Here is a 23,033-nt window from a genome sequence, read left to right as displayed (position 1 = left end):
TACAATCGATTATGAAACACCCATGTTTTGCAAATGCAACACACATTTATTATGAAATCAGCAACCTGGGTGTTGCATCATACCTTATAAACTAATTTTATTAGGATGAAATATTGATTAAATTTCGTTTACCTCAACAAACCTTTACATCCTATGCAATCATTCCCCCAAATCAACGATCTGTTTCTGAAAGTCAGGAATCGAACCACAATTTTATTGTTTTCTTTACTTCTTGCTGCCTCCATACTGGCAGGTGGCATTGATATTGACCCTTCGACCTTTAGCATGAATGGTTACCCTTGCGGAAGTTCATTTTTACCTGGCGAAAAAGTATTACTTGGGTTTAATGCCCACGATTATTCTTATTCAGGTACCGAAGATGAATTTGAGTATTATGTTTTTCGGATTACCCAGATAGTAGCTATTGACGCGAGTGTAGGTTTGAATGCCGTAAACAATAAGAAAGATGTGTTAACCATTCAAAGTGCGCTAAGTGCCTTGTCTTATTACAAGGGGCCTCAGGATGCCGAGGTAAGCCAAAGCCTCATCGAAGCTATAAAACAATTTCAGCACTCTTTGCAAATCCAAAATCCTGATGGAAGGATAGATCCTGACGGGAATACACTTAAGCACTTGAAAGTACCTCCATACTATGCCATTAAGTTAGCCAGGGATTATAAAGAAGCCAGGATCGACTATCAATTTAATCACGAAATGGAATTGATCTTACCCTCGCGAACCGGCACTTTTCGGCTGGAGTATAACCGCATTGGTTTGTTTAGGCCTTTTGTGTTAGGCGTTAAACTCAGCGATATAAACATACAGCTCAATCAGCAAGCCATTAAAGAAATAGAAACACATGCTACTCAATATTCTTATTCCTTTGCCACTCTTTGTATGTTTAATATTCATTCCAATACAATAGATACTGACAATAGTTTAAAAGTATACTTAAGAGTAAATAATGAGATGCCTGCCGGAAACGGACAGTTTCAGGGTGGGGTAAGTCCTAAACCCCTAGCATTATCGTGGTTTGCAAGAAATATGGAGGGCAGAAAGGATATTTTGTTTCGATACAAACTATTTCCCATCGACAATGACTGGTCGCCATGGACATCTGAGTTGGAGGTAAGCTATTTTTTTATTCCGGCCGGAAGCCATCAGTTTATGCTTGAGTGCCGCTACCTGGAAAATCAGGAAATAAAAACAACCCCTGTGGTACAGTACAATTTCTTTTTAAGCACCCCGATGGTAGCTTCCCCAGAAGCCTATGTCGCTCCCATAGCTGAACCAGGCGTGGAATATATCGATAAGGGCGATATCAGAAGAGTGTCTGCCTCCTCTGCTGAGGTAATTGCCAATGTGTACGATAAGAGTGTAGCCCTTTTAATTGGCGTAGAAACCTTTTCAGATCCTACGCTGGGGGCATTGCCATACACCAAAAACGATATAAGCAACCTGGAGAAAACACTGAGGGCTCAGAAGTTTAGTATAGAAAAACCATCTTCTGATAGTCGTTCCGATATTCTCGCTGCTATTCGAAAAACACTCTCGTCTGCCGGAAAAAATGACCGTGTTGTAATTTATATTTCCTCACATGGCATCGTAGATAACATCAATCCATCGAAAGGATATCTGGTAACCTCCGATTGTTCTCAGATGAAACCCGATGACTGCCTTTCCATATCAGCAATCGAAGAATTAATTGAGGGTTCAAAGAATAATACCAAACACGTATTGCTAATACTCGATGCTTGTTTTTCAGGACTTGGCGTAATTGATAAAAGTGCTACTGGTGGTGCAATCAAAACGGTTGCCACCAAAGAAGGTACGCATATCCTCACCGCCGGCATGAATGACCAGGTGGCAAAAATGTACCATACAATTGAACAAAGCGTGTTTACCTATTTTCTGATAATGGGACTTACAAATCAGACGGCTGATTATACGAAAGATGGTATTATTACCTTAACCGAGTTGCTGGTGTATGTGCAATATAATGTAGCCAATTATACTGGAGCCAAACAAACGCCTATGCTAGGCCGGATATCGGGTTCAGGCGAAATGATATTTGAATAGCTTATGAAGAAGAATGAACAAAAAGTCAGTGGAGGCTTATCCGATATGGATGAACTGAAAAAGCAGCAGCTTGCTGCAGAAGTAAAATCTTTAAAAACGCAAAGGCTCCTATCTGTGCTTACAGCCATTGGTGCTTTAATCGCTTTTATGGTAACCAATCTAACCGAAATAAACCAGCTTTTTACAGGAAAAGGAAGCGTAAGGGTTGCCACAGATGAAATGTTTGTTAGGGAGCAAGGGCTATTCACGTTGTCACATTTGTCGGACGGAGACTATAAAATAATAGCCGATTATCGATATTCTGACATCTCAACAAAAGTAAAGACCGATCCTGGTTCTTATCGAATCTCATTACAGATCGATAGCAATACCCTTTGGACAGGGAATTTTTCAATTGAGAAGAGCGAAGATGAAATTATTTCTGTTCCCCGTATATTTGATGGGCAAATGTTTGTGACAGTGCAGAATAATTCACCCGTGATATTGCCGGAAAGCCAGGTGAATATAAGCGTTAGCTCAAGCGGGAATGGCTATCTGTGGATTTTCGAAAAGATCGATACACAGAATTATGCATTGCGTTACCCACCCGATAAGGAATATACCTCGAACGCCATATCGGCCAATGAGACTTTTCAGTTCCCCGATGCCAACCAAATGGCACTTTTTTCGGGTAGTGAGCTGAAGATGGAGAATTATGTGCTGTTGGTTACCTCGGTGAACGATTGGGAGTATGCCCACGACCTTCTGGAATTGGTTACTGGAGGCAATTCTATTAGCAAGGGTACATTCCGGCAGCGAAAGCTAAATTGGGGTGCTGCACACTTCGAAATAACTATTAATAGTCTAGATTCAAATTAATTATTGACCCTTGCAAGTTCCACTACTTCTGCCAAACGGCTCATCTCGTTTAAATGGGAGTATTCGACAATGGCCTTTTGTTTGGCATTGGCAGACATAGTTTTTATTTTATCAGGGTGCTGAAGTATCCATTCTACCTGTTCACAAAAACTATCGATTTGATCGTATCGGTACAATCTGCCCAATTCGCCATGGTTCAGGATTTCAGGTGAACCTCCGGTGTCGGCTGCGATAATGGGCAATTCCGACAACATAGCCTCGATGGTTACCATGCCGAAAGTTTCGCTTTCTGAAGCAATGGTGAAGATATCCACCGCATTGTAGAAAGACTCGGTATCGGCCGAGAATTCACGGAAGTGTATTTTTTCAGATAGTTTATTTTCAAGCACGTATTGTTTAATCTCCCGCTCATAGGCCTGGCATTCGGCATCGTTGATGGTGGCCGAACCAAAAACAAGTAACTCCACTGCTACATTCTTTTTGAGAAGGCTTTCGATAGCCTTAATTACAAATCCCTGTCCTTTTTTTGGCGATATGCGGCCGATAATTCCAATGAGAGTTACTTTTGGTTCGAGTTGCAATTTTGCAAGCGCTTCGCTTTTCGTGTATTTTCTGTTTGTGTAACGTTCCACATCGGCACAAAGCGGAATAATTTTCACCCGATCGAGTGGGTAACGAGTATTTTTCCCGATTTCCTCTTTTAGCCAGTTAAGCGGACTAATCCAATAATTGATGCTATTAAACCGGAAAGTGTGCAGAAAGTCACGTTTATTAATTCCAATTTGCATTTGCTGGTGGTAAATCACCTTTAATTTGGGAAAGAACAGGCGTTTAGTCCACGAGATGACATCGATGTCGCGGTTGTCGTTTACAATAAGGCTTTCTATTTGATTGGCTTTTAAAATACCGGCAATTTTTTTCGCCGCTGTAAAATCGAAATATTTACGGGGAATCGGAATTTTGATGAGAGAAGCCAGCTTGCCTTCTGCTTCTGTGCCTAGCCTTGAATTATTGCCGGTAATAAGACTAACCTCATAGCCTTTGTCCTGCATGCCTAAAGCCATTTTTAGAACATTCATTTCGAGTCCGCCCCATCCGGTAGTAGTGATAAAAAATGCAAGCTTAGCCATGGCAAAAAATTTAATTTTCAGGTTTCAAACATATTAAAAACAAGTGGTACTGACAAGGGCATACCGTTTTCTAGTTTCTGCAAAGGTATTGTACGACAACACACTCTATTTTTGTATCTCAATTACCTCGAGGTCTTTAAACTGACCCTCTTCGATGGAAAGCCGGATAAGCGTACGTACCTTATGAAAACCACTTATGCCTGCTGCACCAGGATTGATAAAAAGGAGTTGGTGCTTCTTGTCGTACATGACCTTTAAAATGTGCGAGTGACCGGCAATCAGCAATTTTGGAGGATTTTGAACTAACACATCTTTCATCGAGGCATCGTACCGCCCCGGGTAACCCACAATGTGCTTGATAAGTACATCAGCATCCTCAAGCTTAAACCGGTTTAATTCAGCACAGCACTGCCTGATTTCATGACCATCGATGTTGCCAAACACCGCACGCAGCGGCTTGAATTTTTCAAGCTTTTCGAAGGTAAGCAGGTTACCAATGTCTCCCGCATGCCATATCTCGTCGCAAGCCTCAAAATGCCTGAAAATAGGTTCGTCCAGATGTCCATGCGTGTCGGAAAGAATTCCAATTCGTTTCAATGGCTTGTTTTGTTAAATTTGTTCAAAATTACATTTCTTATGCAACTTTTTTATACCCCCGGAACAATTGGCGAAACCTACAAGCTAAGCGAAGAAGAATCGAAGCATTGTATTCGGGTTTTGCGCATGCAAGCAGGCAATACTGTTTACCTTACCCAAGGTGGCGGTGAATTATGCAAAGCAGAGTTGGCCGATGCCAATCCCCGTGGATGTATGCTCAGGGTAGTGGAAAGGTTTGCAGATTATAACAAACGTAACTACAGCTTGCATGTAGCCATGGCACCTACTAAAAACATCGATCGTTTTGAGTGGTTTCTCGAAAAGGCTACCGAAATAGGTATCGACGAAATTACACCCTTGATTTGCTCCCGTAGCGAACGGAAAACAATCAATGCCGACAGGTTGGAAAGAGTGATTGTTGCTGCCATGAAGCAGTCCATTAAGGCCTATAAACCTCTCCTTCACCCTCAGGTATCATTTGATACTTTTGTGAAAAGCCGGAATCAACTCTCGAAAAAATACATTGCCCATTGCCAGGAGGGTTTTAAACAAAATTTCAGGAAGTTACTGGTTCCCAATTCCGAATCGCTGGTGCTGATTGGTCCCGAAGGCGATTTTTCGCCCGAAGAGGCTGGTTTTGCCACGGCAGCAGGTTATGTTCCTGTAAGTCTCGGGCAGGAAAGGTTGCGTACCGAAACGGCAGGGGTTTTTGTTTGTTCGGCTTTTAGTCTTATTCATCAATAAGGATTATTTTCCTTTAAGATATTATTAAAGATGATTTTATATGTATGGGAGAAAATCATTGGCTGCTTCAGCCCTCGCAATTAATTTTCGGCATGCTAGAAGAATACTTTTCAACTTTCAGAAACCAGGTGGTTGGCATCGATGCCAGGTATACCACCCCTTATGGCGAAAAAAAGATTGTGTATGCCGACTGGACAGCCAGCGGACGATTGTATGCACCCATTGAACAGCGACTGCTGCAGGATATTGGGCCCTTTATTGGGAATACGCATACCGGCACTACGGTAACTGGCAAGCGTATGACCGATGCGTATCATTTTGCACTGCAGTACATCAAAAAACATGTCAATGCTGGCCCCGATGACGTAATTATTTCGTCTAACTCGGGTATGACCGGCGTAGTGAATAAACTCCAGCGCATGCTTGGACTTCGCATCCATGAGCGATACCAACGTATGTTACACATCAAGCCCGAAGACAGGCCCCTGATATTGGTGACCCACATGGAGCACCATTCGAACCAAACCTCGTGGATTGAAACACTTGGCGATGTGGTGGTGATACCTTCAGACCGCGAAGGTTTGGTAGACCTCGACGCGCTGCATAAAATTTTGCACCGTTATTACCGCAGGCGAACCAAGATAGCCGCTGTAACATCCTATTCCAATGTAACCGGGGTGGCAACCCCATATTACCAGATAGCCGAAATAATGCACCAGCATCAGGGTCTGTGCTTTGTCGATTTTGCTGCTTCGGCTCCCTACATCGATATCGACATGCATCCTGAAAATCCAGGACAGAAACTCGATGCCATTTTCTTTTCGCCTCATAAAATGTTAGGTGGTCCGGGTGGAACAGGTATTTTAGTGTTCGACCGTAGTTTGTACAAAAACAAAGTGCCCGATTGTCCGGGAGGTGGTACCGTAGAGTGGACTAACCCCTGGGGCGATCACCAGTATGTGGATGATATCGAACAGCGAGAAGATGGAGGAACTCCTGCCTTTTTACAAACCATTAAAGTAGCCCTGGCTATTCGCCTGAAAGAACAAATGGGCGTAGAGAATATACGCCGCAGAGAAAAAGAAATCAACGAGATGGTTTGGGGAGCCTTGACGGGTATACCAAATCTGCATATTCTGGCCGAAAATATCAGGGATAGGCTCAGTATTTTTTCTTTTTACATCGACAAAGTGCACTACAATTTTGTAGTCAAGTACCTGAACGATAAGTATGGCATTCAAACCCGCGGCGGTTGTTCGTGCGCCGGAACCTATGGACATTTTCTGCTGCATGTAGATATCGATACCTCGAAAGCAATTACTTCCCAAATCAGTCACGGCGATTTGTCGCTTAAACCTGGCTGGGTAAGGGTATCATTCCATCCGGTAATGACCAATGCCGAAATTAGTTATATTCTTGAAGCCATCAAGGAAGTGGCAGAACAGGCTTGCACTCTGATGAAGGATTATTTTTACGATGCTACCAAAAACGAGTACTTTCATAAGTCGGAGAAATTCGATGACAATCAAATAAACAGCTGGTTTAGCAATGTTTAAACCAAGTCAAAAAAGAAATAATTATATTTCTTAAAAATGACTGTTGCCACCATGGTATTCTGAAAGAAGGATTTGTATCCTTTCATTTGCGTTAAATTTCATTCATTATTAGTATATTGGAGTTTGTTTTTCAGGTTTAATCGCATGAAGTTTTCATTTGTATTCGCATTCTTGGTTTGTTTTCAGGTAGCTCTCTGGTCTAATCCCGAGTTGAAGTTTTACCATCTCACGCATGAGCAGGGATTGTCGCAAAGTACCGTAAATTGTATTTTAAAAGACCATCAGGGTTTGTTTTGGTTTGGCACCAATAATGGACTAAACCGATGGAATGGATACGAGTTTGAAATATTTTATCATATCGAAAACGATCCAAAGTCCGTTGCACTGGGGCGGATTAATGTATTGTTCGAAGACGAAAACAAGGTGCTCTGGATAGGCACTTCTCAAGGCGGTTTAAGCAGGTATATTCCTGAATCTAATAGTTTCGAAAGTTATACGCTGCACAACAATTCAAAAACCAACAGCCAGTTTAACATTACAGGCATTGTTTCTTATGCAGATGAATTATTGGTTTCTACTTTCGACAAGGGATTATTTTATTTCGATAAGCAAACACTGGTATTTTCATCAGTTTTAATATACGACGAGAAGGGTAACCCGATTTCAAGTCTTACAGATGCCCGCTTGCAAAAAACCAACGATGGAGTCCTTTGGCTTATTGCTTATAATGAAGGTGTTTGTAGAATTTTCAAGGATAAAACAACATCGAAAGGGGAAAGCCTTAGAATAGAGCGATTTCTTGCTCATGAAAACGTGCTTGATGTGTATCAGGACAAAAATCAGAACTACTGGTTTGGCACCTATGAGTCCGGTGCCTATCGCATGGATAGCCAAACTGGCGAATTCTTTCAATTAAAGCACGGAAAGGCAGATTCCTATCATCTGAATCACCCTATTGTGCGTCGTTTTATGGAGGACCGCGAAGGAAATCTTTGGATAGGTACCGGGGGGGGTGGTGTCAACATTTACAATCCGTCAACACAGAAAATAAGTTATTACACTCCTCACCTGGGAAATATTTATGCCATTAATTCCAACATTATCTATTCTATTTTTCGCGACGAAGAGATGAACCTGTGGATTGGCACTTACAATGGAGGTATTTCCTATACCAGCTGGCACAAACAGAGTTTTAATCACATTCGTAGTTTTGGGTCGGAAGGTGAGTTGAATAACAATGCTATTCTTTCTTTTTGTGAAGACCCGGCTGGTCGGCTCTGGATTGGAACAGACGGGGGAGGAATCAATGTGTACGATCCAGTTACTGGTAATCATCGCCTTATTGATAACCCTAAGTTGGCAAAACCAAAAGTGATTACCAGCCTGAAAGCCGATAGCAAAGGAAATATTTATATCGGAACCTACCGGAATGGGCTTTTAGTTTACAATTATTATTCTGGAATTGTACGAGCGTATACCACCAACAATGGTTCAGCTTCTTTAAACAACAACGATGTGTGGGATATTGTCCTGAGTAAGGACGAAAACACAATTTGGCTTGCTACCTTGGGTGGCGGGTTAAATAAAATAGACTTAAAGACTAATCAGGTAAAATGGTATACCGCATCAAACAATGAGCCCAATTCCATTACCGATGATTTTCTGAGCTGCCTATGGTTGGATTCTGACGAAAACCTTTGGATAGGCACCTATCACGAAGGTATATTGCGGATGCCAGCCAGCCAGGAAGGATCTTTTGAGTCTTTCCGTAAAGACACACTGTCGAAACTGAGCAGCAACGAAATCAGAGTTATTTTTGAAGACTCAAAGAAACGCATCTTGGCCGGAACACTTGATGGAGGCCTCAATCTTTTTAATGCCGAAACAAAAAGTTTTTATTCTTATACCATAGCCGATGGTCTGCCTGGAAATACCATTCAGTCCATTCTTGAAGATGCTGACGGAAATATCTGGATAGGGACCAACAATGGTTTGTCGCGTTTGAATATTTTCGAAACCAGCCTGATGGATCTTGAAAACTTTGCCCCTTTCGATGGCTTGCAGGCTTATGAGTATAACCTGCACTCCTCTTTTAAAACAAGAGATGGCATGCTTTGCTTTGGAGGTGTAAATGGTTACAATGCCTTTTATCCCCATGAGATAGAAGAAGGAAACAAGGTAGGTAAGATCGTACTTACACGTTTTTTTATCTTCGATGTAGAGATGGTTCCTGGAGGACAAGAGTCGCCACAGGAAAAAAGCCTGATGTATACCCAACGGATTGAGCTTAAGCATAGCCAGTCTACCATTTCGTTCGCCTTTGCAATGCTCGATTATACGGTGCCGGAATACAACACCTACGAATTCCGATTAAAAGGTTTTGATAAAGAGTGGGTCAAGTCTGGGACCCGCCGCCTGGCTAAATATACCAACCTCGATCCGGGCGAATACCAGTTCGAAGTACGGGGCTTAAACCGTCAGGGCATGCCTGCCGAAGCAAGTGTATCGGTTTCGGTATACATTGCCCCGCCTTTTTACCAGACACCTTTTTTTCGGTTCTTACTGATCCTTTCTGTGGTACTTATTCTGTTAAGTATTTATCGTTTTCGGGTTCGGTCGTTACGTATTCAGGGCGAGTTACTCAAATCGACCGTAGAGGAGCGAACGAAAGAATTACGCATGCTTAACCGGGTGCTCGAACAACAAAATACTGAAATAAACAAGCAAAGTGAAGAACTGATCGCTCAGCAGCACAATTTAGTGGAGGCTAACCAGAAACTTGAAGGCAGTTACCGAAGAATTGAACATCAGAATATTGAACTCGCAGAACACAGGAATAACCTCGAATCGATTGTAAAGGAACGTACGGTAGAATTAGAGCAAGCCAAATTGAAAGCCGAAGAATCAGAACAGTTGAAAATGGCTTTTCTTTCGAACATGAGCCATGAGATACGGACACCCATGAATGCCATTGTAGGTTTTGCTTCGCTTCTGGCTGACGATACCCTTACCGCCAAAGAAAGGCAGGAATATATCCAGCAGGTGAATACTAACAGCGACTCTCTTCTTATACTTATCGACGATATCCTCGACCTTTCTAAAATAGAAGCCAATCAATTGAGGGTTAAGACGGCTGTTTTCGAAGTGAATACTTTTGCCAACGAGCTGTATTTTAACTGGAAGCATCTTCAGTTAGGCAAGAAAGCTGAAATCGTTTTCGAACTGAAAAATCAATTACCAGCCCAGGATATTTTTATTCACAGCGATGAGATCAGGTTAAAACAGATCATGAACAACCTTCTCGACAATGCATTCAAATTCACAGATCACGGTAGCATTGTGCTGGAGGTGAAGCATGAACAAAATGAAATCATTTTTAGTGTTACGGATAGTGGTATAGGCATTTCGCATGAGAACCTGCATCTTATTTTCAATCGTTTCCGTAAGGCCGAAGAAACAGGCAAAAAGCTTTACCGTGGTGCCGGACTCGGCCTTACCATTTCAAATCGCCTTGCCAAAATGCTAAACGGAAGGCTTTGGGTTAGTTCCTCTGCCGGGAAAGGATCTTCATTTCACCTTGCTTTGCCAATTACCGATGAAGATTTTGATATACAAATAAAAGACATTCAGCCCATAAAGGAAGTTTCCGATGCCGATTATGCGGCCTTGCGCATTCTTGTTGCTGAAGATGAAGAGACCAATTATAATTACCTGTATGGGATTCTTAAGAAAAAAGGTGTAAAAGTCGATTGGGCTTGCGATGGTGAAGAAGCGCTTAGAATGAATGCAGTAAGCAGTTATGACATAATACTCATGGACATAAAAATGCCAGTGATGGATGGCATGGAAGCTACCCGGCGTATTAAGGAGATGTTTCCAAATCAGATTATCATTGCGCAAACAGCATTTGCCCGACCTGAAGAAGAACTCGAATTTCGTAAAGCAGGATTTGACGATTATATCGCCAAGCCCATTAAAAGTGAAGACCTTCTGGCTATGATTGCCAAATTCATGCCTTCTGTCTAGTGCATCCTTCCATCCCTTGTTTTCTTAATCGCCTGACAATAGTGCAACTTATCGGCTTATTTCCTGTCGTTAAAGAAAAATACTTGGTATGAATTCTTACTATGGCTTTAGAAATATCTTGTTGATCCTGCTTACTCTATCAATTTTTCCGAGCTGCGAAACTGAAAAAGACCTCAATGGCAATGGTAAGGTTACAACCCGCTCTTACAAAGTCGAAAGCTTTAATCAACTAAACATCGATGGTGTACTTACAGTTTATTTTCAACAGGGCGAGAAATATGCTGTGGAAGTAAAAACCGACGATAACCTGCACGAGATTGTTTCGGTACTAAGCGAAGGGGAATCCTTAAAAATATTTACCAATACTAAAGATAACTTTCAGGCCACGGTGCTCAATGTGTATGTGACTGCACCTTCGGTCGATGCTATTTTACTCAATGGTGTAACAGCTCTTTACATCACAGATACTCTTGTTCAGGATGAGTTATTGGTCACCAAGGAGAATACCGGGGTTTTATCGCTGAATTTAGAGTTGGAGCATTTTCTGCTGAATTCTGACGGAGTAGGAGAAATTCTGCTAAAAGGCAGGGCAGATAAAGCTTACATCCACAATATCATGCTGGGCGACATCCATGCCTTTGAATTTATTGTCCGAAACCTTGAAATTTCCCATCAGGGCACAGGCAACATCGAACTCAATGTGATCGATAAGTTGGAACTGGATTTTCAGGGTGTGGGAAACATTTACTGCAAAGGAAATCCTACAGAGGTGATAAAGAAAGGGAATGGTACCGGAAATGTTTTTCTATTGGAGTAATTTGTTTTGTTATTGCGTTTCGCCCTCCATACACTCTTTTACTAGCGCGCGTTTAGCATTTGCGTAACGCGTGTTCATTTTAATCTAACAACTGTAATTAAACGCCCTCTCTGGTTGTAGTTTGCAACTACAACCCTATATTTCATCTATTTCGATTAAACCTGTCATCTCAGAAAAATTCCTGGCACTACTATACAAGTAATCTTCTGGATTTTCAACCCAGCCTGCTCTTACTGGATTTTCATGAATATAATTAATTCTGGTGCCCAAGTGTAGTTTTGATAACTACACTTAACTATTTGTTTTCAATACCCAAAAAAGATAAAAGGGCGTAGTTGCTGAAAACTACGCCCAGTGCTCTAATTAAGCTTATTACTATTTTTTTGGCATTCTACGCCCTGAAGGGGCCAGCAATAATTAAACGCTAGTTCGAGCTTGCAGCTCGGACTTCCTAAACTCATATAAAAATAAAAAACCAGCAGTTGTGCCAGTTTTTTAATAATATCTATGCTACACCGGCACGAGCTACAAGCTCGCGCCAGCTAGGGGCCAATGCCTTTTTCTTATTTAGTACCTTGCGCCAGTTGTGGAATTTAGTAACCGAATTTCCCTTCTAAAATTCCAATCAGCGATAGGTCTTCGTCTAAATCGGGCCAATTTAGCCCTGTGCCGGAACAAATAATTTCTATATTGTTTCTTTGAGAGTCTGCAGCATTGCGAAGTTTCGTATTTTTTTCAACAGGAAACCGTATTTCCTTATCATCTGACATTTTAATACATATCATGCCATTCTCAAACCATGCGTTGGTGGCAGTAAACATCAGTTCAGTTACCATGTACTTCATGCCATTTTGATTTAATAAATTCTAAATGAGATAGAATGAGTTGTTCTGCGTTTTTTAAATCATTCACCTTCATACCCTATGAAAATTCCAATTCAATGGGTTCTATCCAGTATTTAGCAAAACCTCCTGCCTTTCTTACATGAATATGCATAGGTTCGTTTCCTTCATTCGCATAAAAAAAGAAAACAAAACCAAATTCTCGAAAAACTTCAGGCATAGTGATAAAGTAAACTATTTTACTTCAAAGATACTACAAAAACTACTTTTTGAATTTAGAAATTTAATACAAATATGACTAAGGCACTTAAGTTGCTCATTAGGCCTTTCTCTGGTTGTAGTTTGCAACTACAACCCTATATTTCATCTATTTCGATTAAACCTGTCATCTCAGAAAAATTCCTGGCACTACTATACAAATAATCTTCTGGATTTTCAACCCAGCCTACTCTTACTGGATTTTCATGAATATAATTAATTCTGGTGCCTAAGGGTAGTTTTGACAACTACACTTAAATATTTGTTTTCAATAGCTAAAAAAAGATAAAAGGGCGTAGTTGCTGAAAACTACGCCCAGTGCTCTAATTAAGCTTAGTGCTATTTTTCTGGCATTCTACGCCCAGAAGGGGTTTTTTATTATTATCTATGCTACATCGGCACGAGCTACAAGCTCGCGCCAGCTAGGGGAACAAGCAACTACAAATATTATTTAGCACTTATGCCGGCAATGCTGCCTAAGTGTAGTTTTAATAACTACACTTAACTATTTGTTTTCAATACCCAAAAAAGATAAAAGGGCGTAGTTAATGAAAACTACGCCCAGTGCTCTAATTAAGCTTAGTGCTATTTTTTGGGCATTCTACGCCCAGAAGGGGGATTAAATTTATGTGAAAATAACATATAGTAAAGGAATGCCAACAATTGTAAGGAATATGTATAACATTATTAGCCAAGCATTTCTATTTTTTATCCCGGGTTCTTCATTTTTCCATAAATCATGAAATATTTTATAATTGTCATTTTTTAAACTCGATTTGTAACGCAAATGATTCAAAATTCCTACAACTAATAAAAGCGGAAGACTCCATAACCATTTATTATAATTTTGCATAGGAAATTCGAATTCAAAAATAAATCTTAGAATCATAATAATATCAATTATGATGAACCCTTGTAATACTGCAACTAAATTCGTTGCTTTTTCATCTGAAATATCATCATTCCTTTTTTGTAAGAAAGAATATGTTCTATAAAAAACATAATCAAAGAAATTTAAAAATTTGCACATCGTTTTACATTTAATATTTACCAACTACCTCCTCCACCATATTGTGGGTCCCATTTTTGATCTGCTCTTTCACCTAATGAAAACCCTGTAAAAACATCGAATCCCAAATCTGCAATATATTATAATCCAGCTCCGATTGAACCATATCCAGTAAATGATATTACACCCATCCCTGTGTTGATGTAATCTGATGGTCTAATTTCTTGATTAACTAAAACATTAGTACCAGTAACCAAAAGCCCAAAACCAGCAAACCTATTACTCCAACTTTTTGCAGACTTCAGAGTATTATTTACAACTTTATAACCCCTCTCTGGTTGTAGTTTGCAACTACAACCCTATATTTCATCTATTTCGATTAAACCTGTCATCTCAGAAAAATTTCTGGCACTGCTATACAAGTAATCTTCTGGATTTTCAACCCAGCCTGCTCTTACTGGATTTTCATGAATATAATTTATTCTCGATTCAATCATCTCACTGGTACTAAGCTCCACAGCATGATTCTCGTGTGTCCATAATTGCCTATCACCAGCACGTTTATTGAATTTGGCGTGGTATTTAAAAATCATTTCTAACCACTCACGCCTGCTTTCATTGTTTGTATTTACTGCCTCAAGTATTTGCTTTGATGTGTGTTTTTTAAAATCTCTAACTATATCAGACAATAGTCCCTCTTTGCTTCGCAATATAGCGTGAACATGATTTGTCATGATAACATATGCAAATATTTCCAATCCTTTATTTCGTCTACAATATTCAAAACTTTCAATAATGATATCGCGATATACTTTCCTGCTAAAGATATCTGCCCAACCTACAACTTGAAATGTCAAATAATATGTTGCTTCCTGGTCTTTTATCTGATATGCATTACCCATAAAACAAATATATTGAATTCTACATTTTTCTTTAATACGTAACAGCCAAGCAACTACAAATATTATTTAGCACTAATGCTGGCCATAGTGCCTAAGTGTAGTTTTAATAACTACACTTAACTATTTGTTTTCAATACCCAAAAAAGATAAAAGGGCGTAGTTGCTGAAAACTACGCCCAGCGCCCTATAAGCTTAGTGCTATTTATCTGGCATTCTACGCCCAGAAGGGGGGAAGCTTTCAACTGCTCTAATTAAGCTTAGTGCTATTTTTCTGGCATTCTACGCCCAGAAGGGGAAATTAAACGCCCTGTTTATAGGGCTTATAAGCCAATAATATTAAATCACCGAGTTTAGTCGGTTAATAGTGATATTCTTTATAAAACAACCATGTAATTAGTTTATAAATATCATTTTAAATGATATTTTAGCAAAATGCTTAAAGCTAATGTGTAACTCACGGACTCCTGTTTGACAAACAATTAAGTTTAAAAATAAAACTAAAATGAAAAAAGGCGTAATACTTGCAACTGTTGTTGCCTCATTAATTTCTTGCTCAAAACCGAAAATAGAAGATTTATCGAGCTACTATTTCCCATTTGGTGAACTCAATAGTGGTAAAGAGTACATTTATGAGGTTAAAACAAACAACGAGGTTAGTTCATTCACAATAAGACTTAAAAGTGAAATAGCCGGCAATAAAAAATACTTATACACTCAAAATTTTGTAAATAACAATCTTGTTTCTGATAGCAAAGAGATTGTACACTCAGACAACTCAGTTTTACTAAATGGTAGATTTTACGAACCTGCTAATAATGGCTCGCCAATTGCAATGAAAAGTAAAATAGATGAAAAAGAAAATATTGTATTCTCTTTTAATACTTCTAAGGGAGAAGGTTATTCTTTACAAGTGAGTAACCAAAGTAATTTAAACAACACCACCATTAATTACAGACGAAAACGAGAGTTTGCTGGTTTCTCACAAATATCTTTTCAGGGTAAGAAGATTAATTGTATTATAATAAAATGCAAAGAACAATTCACATACCCCACATCTGAACTGACTTTAGATGTAAAAGAATATTTTGGACAAGGTATTGGTTTAATAAAAACTGAAAAGAAAGCCCCCGGATTGGTCATAGAAACTACTTTAAAACAAATCCTCCCACTAAACGAACAATACCCCTATTCTTTTAATTAATTACGAGATGGATAATATTATACCAGAATTGATTGTTACAAGCACGCTATATGTATTAATATTAGGGTTTAATAAGAGATTGCAAAACATCAACTTTTATTTAATAGCCAGCATAATTGTAATATCGATAATTGTAGGGGCTTTTTACTTATTCAAGTTAAAATTTGCATTTTTAATAATTCCATTAACCCTAATAATTATCTTTCAACCCACGAGATTTCTATTTAAAAAGTACCTACAGAGAGAACCCATCCTGCATGCCAGAGGTATCTATTTAACTCCGGAGGAAGAAGACATTATAGCGTTTCCAGATTATGTGTTTACAGCAGTTTTAATTGTTATCCCTTTACTTAGCCCTCTTTTTTGTATATAAAAATATGCTGTCCATAATTATAAACAGCATATCTTTGACTAATTGAAAATACCTTTCTATTCTTCTATTAAGATACTCTCTTCTAGTTTAGTAATCCTTTCTTGCTGTAGCAAAATTAGTTCATTTTGTTCCTTAATAGCTTCCAATAATACCGGAATAAGTTTGTAATAATAAACTTTTTTATGGCCTGCTACTGTGTCATCAACAACCATTTCAGGAAATACTTTTTCGAGATCTTGAGCAACTAAACCAATATCAGGCTTCTTGGCTGCATCCTCTTTCCATGTGTAAGTATATCCATTAATATGCTGTATCTTATCAAGAGTATTCTCTAATGGCTCTATATTTTCTTTGAGAGTACTATCGGATGGCCCTAAACCGCCAACCATATGGTAATACTGATAGGGCACATTATATTGTTGGAAATTTGCCGCCCCATTATCTCTAGCAGTTTTCAATACAGGAGTAATAGCACTCCATGCAGTACCATATATTCCTGGTAGAAAAAGTGAGGGTATATCAAATATAATATCTGACACGCCTTTAACTACTGCCTCTGTTGGGTTGGCACTATAGTTTGCTTGACTAATACTATATCCACTATACCCAATGGATGCTAAGGTGAAACCATACCCAACTAATCCGGAAGCACCAGGTACTTTTGAGGGAACGACTTTAACTTGGGGTCCTAAGTTCTTCAAGCTATAAATCTTTCTTCCATCAAACATAAAAAAATCATATTTAGAAGCAATTTTGTAATTGTCATAAATCCTAGCCCCTTCACTTATTATTCCAGCTCCAGTGGAGAAGTTTCCAAGGTTATCAGTAAACCAGTTACCATCCCCTCCAGATTGGGCAATTCCAAAATTAATAGTATAAGCTCCATTATTATTTGTTCCTATTTTTATCCAGCTTGCTTGGCCAGGTGTGTTTAAGTATATTCCTCCACCTTCTGGACCTTGAAATACAGCAATAGCAGCATCAGGAAATATATAAGATAATTCGTTTTTTGTTGGTGCTCTAAATTCTCCTCCATACAATGCTAAATTTCCGTTAACTGCTGTCTCAAAGCTTACACTCTCCCCAGTTGCATTGTCATAATATCCGCCATCTCTATATTCATAACCAAGAGAACCTGACCTTCCGTCACTATCAAGGTTTAGACGTGGCCGCCTAAACCAACGTGGATTATATACTATGTAGCCCGAAGGATCAACTGCATTCAGCGGATTATTCCAACAATACGAATAACGGTTATAATTAAGTGCCGCTAAAGGGTTTTGAACAAATGGATCGGCGCTGAGGAACTGCCCCATTACCGGGTCGTAGGCACGGCCATTCATGTTTATGAGTTTAAATTCATCCATGTGTTCGTGCATGGTAAAACCTCGGCTTGTTATGGATGTGCCGGGTACAGCTGTGTATGTCCAGTCTGTTGGGTTACGGCGCCTGCCCCATGGATCGAAGCTGTATTCCTTTAGTTTTGTTCCGGTAGAATTGGTAATTACGTTAACCGAGCCTAGATGATCGGTTAATAAGTAATACAAAGTATCCTGGCCGCTGCTGTTTTTTACAAACAATGCCCAGCAAGAGCCACCAAGTGGTATGTAATGCATGGTGCGGGTTGTGGCACCTATTTTCTCAATCTCATAGCCACCTGGCACATAAACTGTTTCCTTAATTTTAATATTGCTGCTATTGTACAAACGGCTTACCCTACGCTGGTTATCGGCAGCATATTTGTACTTTAAGCTGTAACTCGAGGCTTCGTATATTGAGTCGATTTTATTGAATGCTGTATAATTAATGTTACAGCTTGCATTGGTATAGGTGCCGGGGTTATTGTTTAAGCCAGTTACCTGGTGCACCGCCGGGGTGTTACTATACACATAAGTACCGGCATCGGTTTTGGTGTTCATTCGGCCTGTGCCATCGGTTAAATACGAAACCGAATAGGTATTTGCCCCAATGTTCCACGAAGTTAACTTGTTATTGTCGTAGGTGAAATTTTCCTGAAGATTTTTCAACACATCTTTTCGGTAAGTTAAATTACCAGTTTCGGCATTAAAGGAGTATTGTAGGCTTTGAACACTACCGGTTACTATGGTAGCAGGCATACCCCAGGTATCGTAAGTTAACTGCCTACTAATGTTCGAACCGAGAACGAAGTTATTCCATTGCCCAAGAGCATTTACATCACCGGCGGCCCAAAGCTGTGCACTGTTGTCAGTACGGTTAATAGTTGTAAGATATCCCTTGGTATCGTATGCATAGCTAACAGCAAAGTTCGAAGGATAGGTAAGCTTTTTAAGATTGCTATACGCGTTATATTCATAGCCAGTAATGTATTGTTGCCCCTCAATGGTTTCTTTTTGCGAGGTGGTGCGTCCGTAGGTATCGTGTATATACTCTGAAACCGTACCATTAGAATGGCTTACTTTACACAATGCCCCTTTAAAATCGGTATCGTATGTATAGTTTATTGTGCTACCATCGGAAGAAGTTTGTGTAAGTGGGCGACCTAATTTATCTTGTTTTGTAATACGGAACCAGTTGCCCTTTGCATCTTTCTGATAAACACTTTCGCCATATGCGTTAAATTCATATTCGGTGGTACCTAAACTGGGGTCGATAAGTTTTTTCTGCGATCCGTATTTATCGTATTCGGTTGTGATCACACTCTGTGGGGCACTTACCTGCTTAAGATTGCCAGAAGCAAAATAAGTATAATTGATTGTTCCGTTTGGATCGGTTGCTTGAATAAGGTTTCCAACAGCATCGTAAGTTTTGGTATATACCTGAGATGTGTTGTTCAGGGTCTGTGTTATTTTGTTTTTATTGTATGAGAAGGTAACTTTTTTAATGTTGTTATCGGTATATTGTGTTGCCAACCTGCCATCGTTGTAATAAGTTGTATAATTCCAATGTATGGTTTCACCTTTAAAGTACGGAAGAGAAACCTGTACCTGTTGTCCTTTATTATTATACACAGCATCGACAAAAACAAGTTTGTTGTTTTGTGCCTCACTTACTGTGCGCAATGCATGCCCAAGAGCATCGTAATATGTTTTTATGTAGGGTCTTGCCGTTGTGCTAACAAGAGTATAATAAACTGAATATGCAGGAGCATCGGCATCGGATGTAGTAACCCATGCTGTAGTAATGGTCTGGTCCGACTCATCGATATTGTTAATTTGTATAATTTGCCCTAATCCGTTGTAGGCATTGGAAACTGTATTCCCATTGGGTTCCTGCTGACTTATTATCTGTCCATTATCGTTTATTACAATATTGTAAGTATGCCCAATTGCATTGGTTACAGAAGTTGTAAAACGGCCTTTGGTATCAAAAGCAGAACTAGCCGTTCTTTGAATATTGCCCAACTGATATGTTTGTCCGGTAACATTACCCTGGGTGCTGTAGGTATAGGAAATAGTATCAACATCGGTATCTTCGACACCTGCATTTGTAAAATAATAAATGAATTGTTTACTTACCCTGCTGCTGTTTGCATTGATAAATTCAAATACATTTTTAGCCTTACTATCCGATTCTCCGGGGCGTTGTTTGGTCGATAGGGTTGATTTCAAGCGGTAATATTTTCCACTATTAAAGGTTTCATAAGTATTTACTACAGAAACAGCTGCTTCAAGCTGAGGAGCAGAAGCTACATTATAATAACTAATATTGGCATTGCTCCAGTTACCATGTTGAAAATCGCTAGCTGTGTATGTATAAGTACTTTTCACCTTAAACATTTTTAAGTAGTCCCAACTGGAAGTGGTATCGGGGTATATAAGGTAATGTTTCTGCCCGTTTGTACCGTATGAATATACTTTATATGCAGAAAAAGAACCCGATATTTTTGTAGGCGTTGTACCTGTGGTAGTCAATAGCGACGATTTTGGCACAGGCTCATAAAAAGTATTATCATAAGCCATTAAGCTGGTTGCAACCAAACCGGTAGCCTGGTTGGTAATAGTTGTCTTGCCAAAACCCAGAAAACCTTTGCCATCGATATGTATTCTGGCATTTTCGTAAAAATGGCTTACAAGAGTTTGTCCATTCAATCCGTTATCGCTTTTAACATCTTTTACCACAATAAGTTTTGGATTAATAGTTCGTACTGGTGATGTAATAACTTGTGTTTCGTTATTGGCATATACATCCGGGGACGTAGTAAACGAATAGCTTACTTCGGTTTTTCGGTTAAAACCATCCAGTACAGAGCCCATTAAAAGGTCCAATCGTTCAACGACAATAGGGGTGATTTTTAAAATCTGAAGAATATGTGGATAATTATAGGTGGCAGTTTGCCTTACCCCCAGATAATAATATAACTTTTCGGTAATGCCATCGCCATTGAAATCGCCATATAGCAATTGAGAAATTAGGAAATCATTATCTAATTGTTGAATATGGTTTGAAGGTTGCCCTGTATTATAATATGTAGTTAGTTGGTGGCTGTTAATTCCAATTTTAGCCTCTATTAACAGTTCGTTTTTCCCATCTCCATTAAAATCAGGTCCAATATTGTACATGGTATTATCAATCCATTTTTCTTCAGCAATCGGGTTATCTACACCTGTTGCATAAAAAATAGTTCTTTTACTATTATTCAGAATATCAACTTTCCCATCGCCATTAAGGTCTCCGAAAGAAAGATTAAATATTCCTTGATTATAAGTTTTAATTGTATTCCAGCTGCCAAATGCATAGCCACTCTGTCCGGCAATTTTATTGACGTAATTTATTTTGATACCAATAGAATCGCTGCAAACTAAATCCTGCTTGCCGTCCCCGTTGTAATCAACAGCACTTAAGTTACCAGTCATGGCAAAAGTACCCTCACTTCGCTTCACAAAGGAAATATTTCCAGAAACTACCTCTGCCAGATACAATTGGTAAGGCATTGAAACAGAATCTTTGCTTATAAACAAAAGATCTGTCAACCCATTGCCATCAAAATCTCCTTGAATAAAGCTATAGGGGCGATTTAAAAGTCCGGTAATTCCATAATTATTGGATGTTGAAATGGGGATTAAGGCATTATTTTCAAATTTCATTATCTGAAACTGCAAATCGCTAAAGGCTATTGAATCGGCACCGCAATATGTTTGTGATGAATTTAAAGTAAAACCATTCATAAAAGTAGATTTGACACCTTTATGAAAAAGTAGTTCCTCCTTACCATCGCCATTATAATCGATGGGTACAGCACCTTTATAATTAGCAGGTAGGGCACTTGAATAGGAATTAGCTAGTCCGTTGTATTTAAGACTCAAATTCTTTATGCTATTCTTTATTGTAGGCATTTCTAAAACATCGCTCTTGCCATCGCCATCGGCATCTAAAACAGTATAATAAAAAAGAAGATTTTTCAGATTATGGATTGAAATCAAACCATCTATGGTATTGGGATAACTAATATCGTTAAGGTTATAGCTATTTTCATTAATTATAGTCTCGCTTGTACTAAAACTAGTAGTTGGACGGGTTATCCAATTAATTTGAGTGCTGTTTATTTTTTCATCATTTTGGCCGGTAAGTTCCACCGTTGATAAATACGATTCGCTGTTGCTATTAATAAAATAATTGAAAGCATAATCCCGAACTTTATCGCCATGCGAATACACCGATATGCGCCGAAGAATATTATCCTCCTCGGTTTTAATGCCGGAACTATATTTCATCATGTAGTCGCTACGAGAATTCTCGTAAACAAACTGTATTTTATTAAAGGCATCGAAAGAGCTTGTTTTTGTATATTCAATTCTATCGAGAAGAACTGTATTGCTGCCAGAAGTGGTTTTATAGTGATAATTTATTGTATTCCCAAATTGGTCAACAACCCTGGTTAGGTACCATTTTAAAATTTCGGTACTGCTTTTTTTGAATCGTGCTTCGGTTGTTTCACCATAATACCTTTTATAGCCGTCGGAAGTTTCTACTTCAAACCCGCTGCCTGTATATTTTATCCGCTGGAAAGATTCATTTTGGGTTTTATATTCCGAATTTGTTGCAAACCAGGTTCCATTACTTAAAATCAATCGTTGGCCATCAAGTTCAAGTCTGTCCGTTACATAATTAACTGCTGTTATATCGCCTTCATTAAACCTGTCCTGCCCAACACGGGAAATTGTCGACACCCCGCCAATATTCCAACCTATGCCCATAATTCCATTTCCGGCCATACTATTGTAGGACAATGAAATACTGGGTTGCATTCCAGCAGTACCCGGTGGGACCTCAATCGGAATAGTATAAGTAGCCGCACCAACAGAATTTACCCCAAAATTTCCTGGGAGAGATCCTACTGCTTTTGTAAGATCCAGAGTTCTTGTTGCTGGCGGCTGATCTGCCAGGTAGGTAGTATTAAAAATTAATCCTTCATCCACAATCGCAGAAAAAGGATATTCGTATGTTCCTAGGCTCAAGGTAATCGCATCGCGGGCTTTAACTGAGTCGCATTTAGTATTTAGTTTTTCACTGTAATTTACTGTTATTCCATCACATGCTACTGGAATCTGAGTTTTAGCTTCTCTATTAATTAAAACCAGAGCGACTATACAGAGAAGTATATTTATATTTTTAAACATTTTCGATTAGTTTTTAGAATTATCGATGCAGTAACAAACAGA

At 39.2% G+C, this 23,033-nt stretch carries 14 protein-coding genes; 7 read left to right on the top strand and 7 right to left on the bottom strand.

Going from position 1 to position 23,033, the window contains the following annotated elements; translation table 11 throughout:
- The first annotated feature begins 153 nt into the window (after positions 1-153).
- Positions 154-2,079, top strand: a complete 1,926-nt coding sequence (locus tag IPM71_02330) for a caspase family protein (protein QQS51583.1) — start codon at positions 154-156, stop codon at positions 2,077-2,079.
- 3 nt (positions 2,080-2,082) lie between these two features.
- A complete protein-coding gene (locus tag IPM71_02325) occupies positions 2,083-2,937 on the top strand; it encodes a hypothetical protein (protein QQS51582.1) in 855 nt (284 codons plus the stop codon).
- Here IPM71_02325 and IPM71_02320 read toward each other — a convergent pair.
- Together IPM71_02320 and IPM71_02315 are read right to left on the bottom strand one after the other, a co-directional pair.
- Positions 2,934-4,067: a glycosyltransferase family 4 protein gene (locus IPM71_02320; GenBank protein QQS51581.1), complete on the bottom strand. Its 1,134-nt coding sequence runs from the start codon at positions 4,065-4,067 to the stop codon at positions 2,934-2,936. The genes IPM71_02325 and IPM71_02320 overlap by 4 nt on opposite strands.
- Before the next feature lie 105 nt (positions 4,068-4,172).
- Positions 4,173-4,664, bottom strand: coding sequence for a metallophosphoesterase family protein (locus IPM71_02315; protein ID QQS51580.1), 492 nt, complete (start codon positions 4,662-4,664; stop codon positions 4,173-4,175).
- 39 nt (positions 4,665-4,703) lie between these two features.
- On the opposite strand from IPM71_02315, the gene IPM71_02310 reads away from it, so the two are divergent.
- The 4 genes from IPM71_02310 (at position 4,704) to IPM71_02295 (ending at position 11,807) form a co-directional block, all read left to right on the top strand.
- Positions 4,704-5,408, top strand: coding sequence for a 16S rRNA (uracil(1498)-N(3))-methyltransferase (locus IPM71_02310; protein QQS51579.1), 705 nt, complete (start codon positions 4,704-4,706; stop codon positions 5,406-5,408).
- Between the two features lie 92 nt (positions 5,409-5,500).
- Positions 5,501-6,964, top strand: a complete 1,464-nt coding sequence (locus tag IPM71_02305; protein QQS52764.1) for an aminotransferase class V-fold PLP-dependent enzyme — start codon at positions 5,501-5,503, stop codon at positions 6,962-6,964.
- 144 nt (positions 6,965-7,108) lie between these two features.
- A complete protein-coding gene (locus IPM71_02300) occupies positions 7,109-10,990 on the top strand; it encodes a response regulator (GenBank protein QQS51578.1) in 3,882 nt (1,293 codons plus the stop codon).
- A gap of 88 nt (positions 10,991-11,078) precedes the next feature.
- Positions 11,079-11,807, top strand: a complete 729-nt coding sequence (locus tag IPM71_02295; protein ID QQS51577.1) for a DUF2807 domain-containing protein — start codon at positions 11,079-11,081, stop codon at positions 11,805-11,807.
- Positions 11,808-12,400: 593 nt separating this feature from the next.
- On the opposite strand, the gene IPM71_02290 is transcribed toward IPM71_02295, so the two are convergent.
- From IPM71_02290 to IPM71_02275, 4 genes are all read right to left on the bottom strand, one after another.
- Entirely contained in the window at positions 12,401-12,652 is a 252-nt protein-coding gene (locus tag IPM71_02290; GenBank protein QQS51576.1) for a DUF2442 domain-containing protein, read from the bottom strand.
- Between the two features lie 76 nt (positions 12,653-12,728).
- Positions 12,729-12,869 (bottom strand): DUF4160 domain-containing protein, encoded by a 141-nt coding sequence (locus IPM71_02285; GenBank protein QQS51575.1) that lies wholly within the window; start codon positions 12,867-12,869, stop codon positions 12,729-12,731.
- A 663-nt stretch (positions 12,870-13,532) separates the two neighbouring features.
- Positions 13,533-13,937: a hypothetical protein gene (locus IPM71_02280; protein QQS51574.1), complete on the bottom strand. Its 405-nt coding sequence runs from the start codon at positions 13,935-13,937 to the stop codon at positions 13,533-13,535.
- A gap of 338 nt (positions 13,938-14,275) precedes the next feature.
- Positions 14,276-14,818: a transposase gene (locus tag IPM71_02275; protein QQS51573.1), complete on the bottom strand. Its 543-nt coding sequence runs from the start codon at positions 14,816-14,818 to the stop codon at positions 14,276-14,278.
- Positions 14,819-15,320: 502 nt separating this feature from the next.
- Between IPM71_02275 and IPM71_02270 the strand changes: the two genes are divergently transcribed.
- A complete protein-coding gene (locus IPM71_02270) occupies positions 15,321-16,019 on the top strand; it encodes a hypothetical protein (protein QQS51572.1) in 699 nt (232 codons plus the stop codon).
- A 429-nt stretch (positions 16,020-16,448) separates the two neighbouring features.
- Here IPM71_02270 and IPM71_02265 read toward each other — a convergent pair whose 3' ends face one another.
- Positions 16,449-22,991 (bottom strand): VCBS repeat-containing protein, encoded by a 6,543-nt coding sequence (locus IPM71_02265; GenBank protein ID QQS51571.1) that lies wholly within the window; start codon positions 22,989-22,991, stop codon positions 16,449-16,451.
- Between the last annotated feature and the right edge of the window lie 42 nt (positions 22,992-23,033).

The sequence above is a fragment of the Bacteroidota bacterium genome, assembly GCA_016699695.1.
Taxonomy (GTDB): Bacteria; Bacteroidota; Bacteroidia; order Bacteroidales; family UBA10428; genus UBA10428.
The sequence above is the reverse complement of the archived record's forward strand: the minus strand, read 5'-3'. Positions and strand labels throughout refer to the sequence as shown.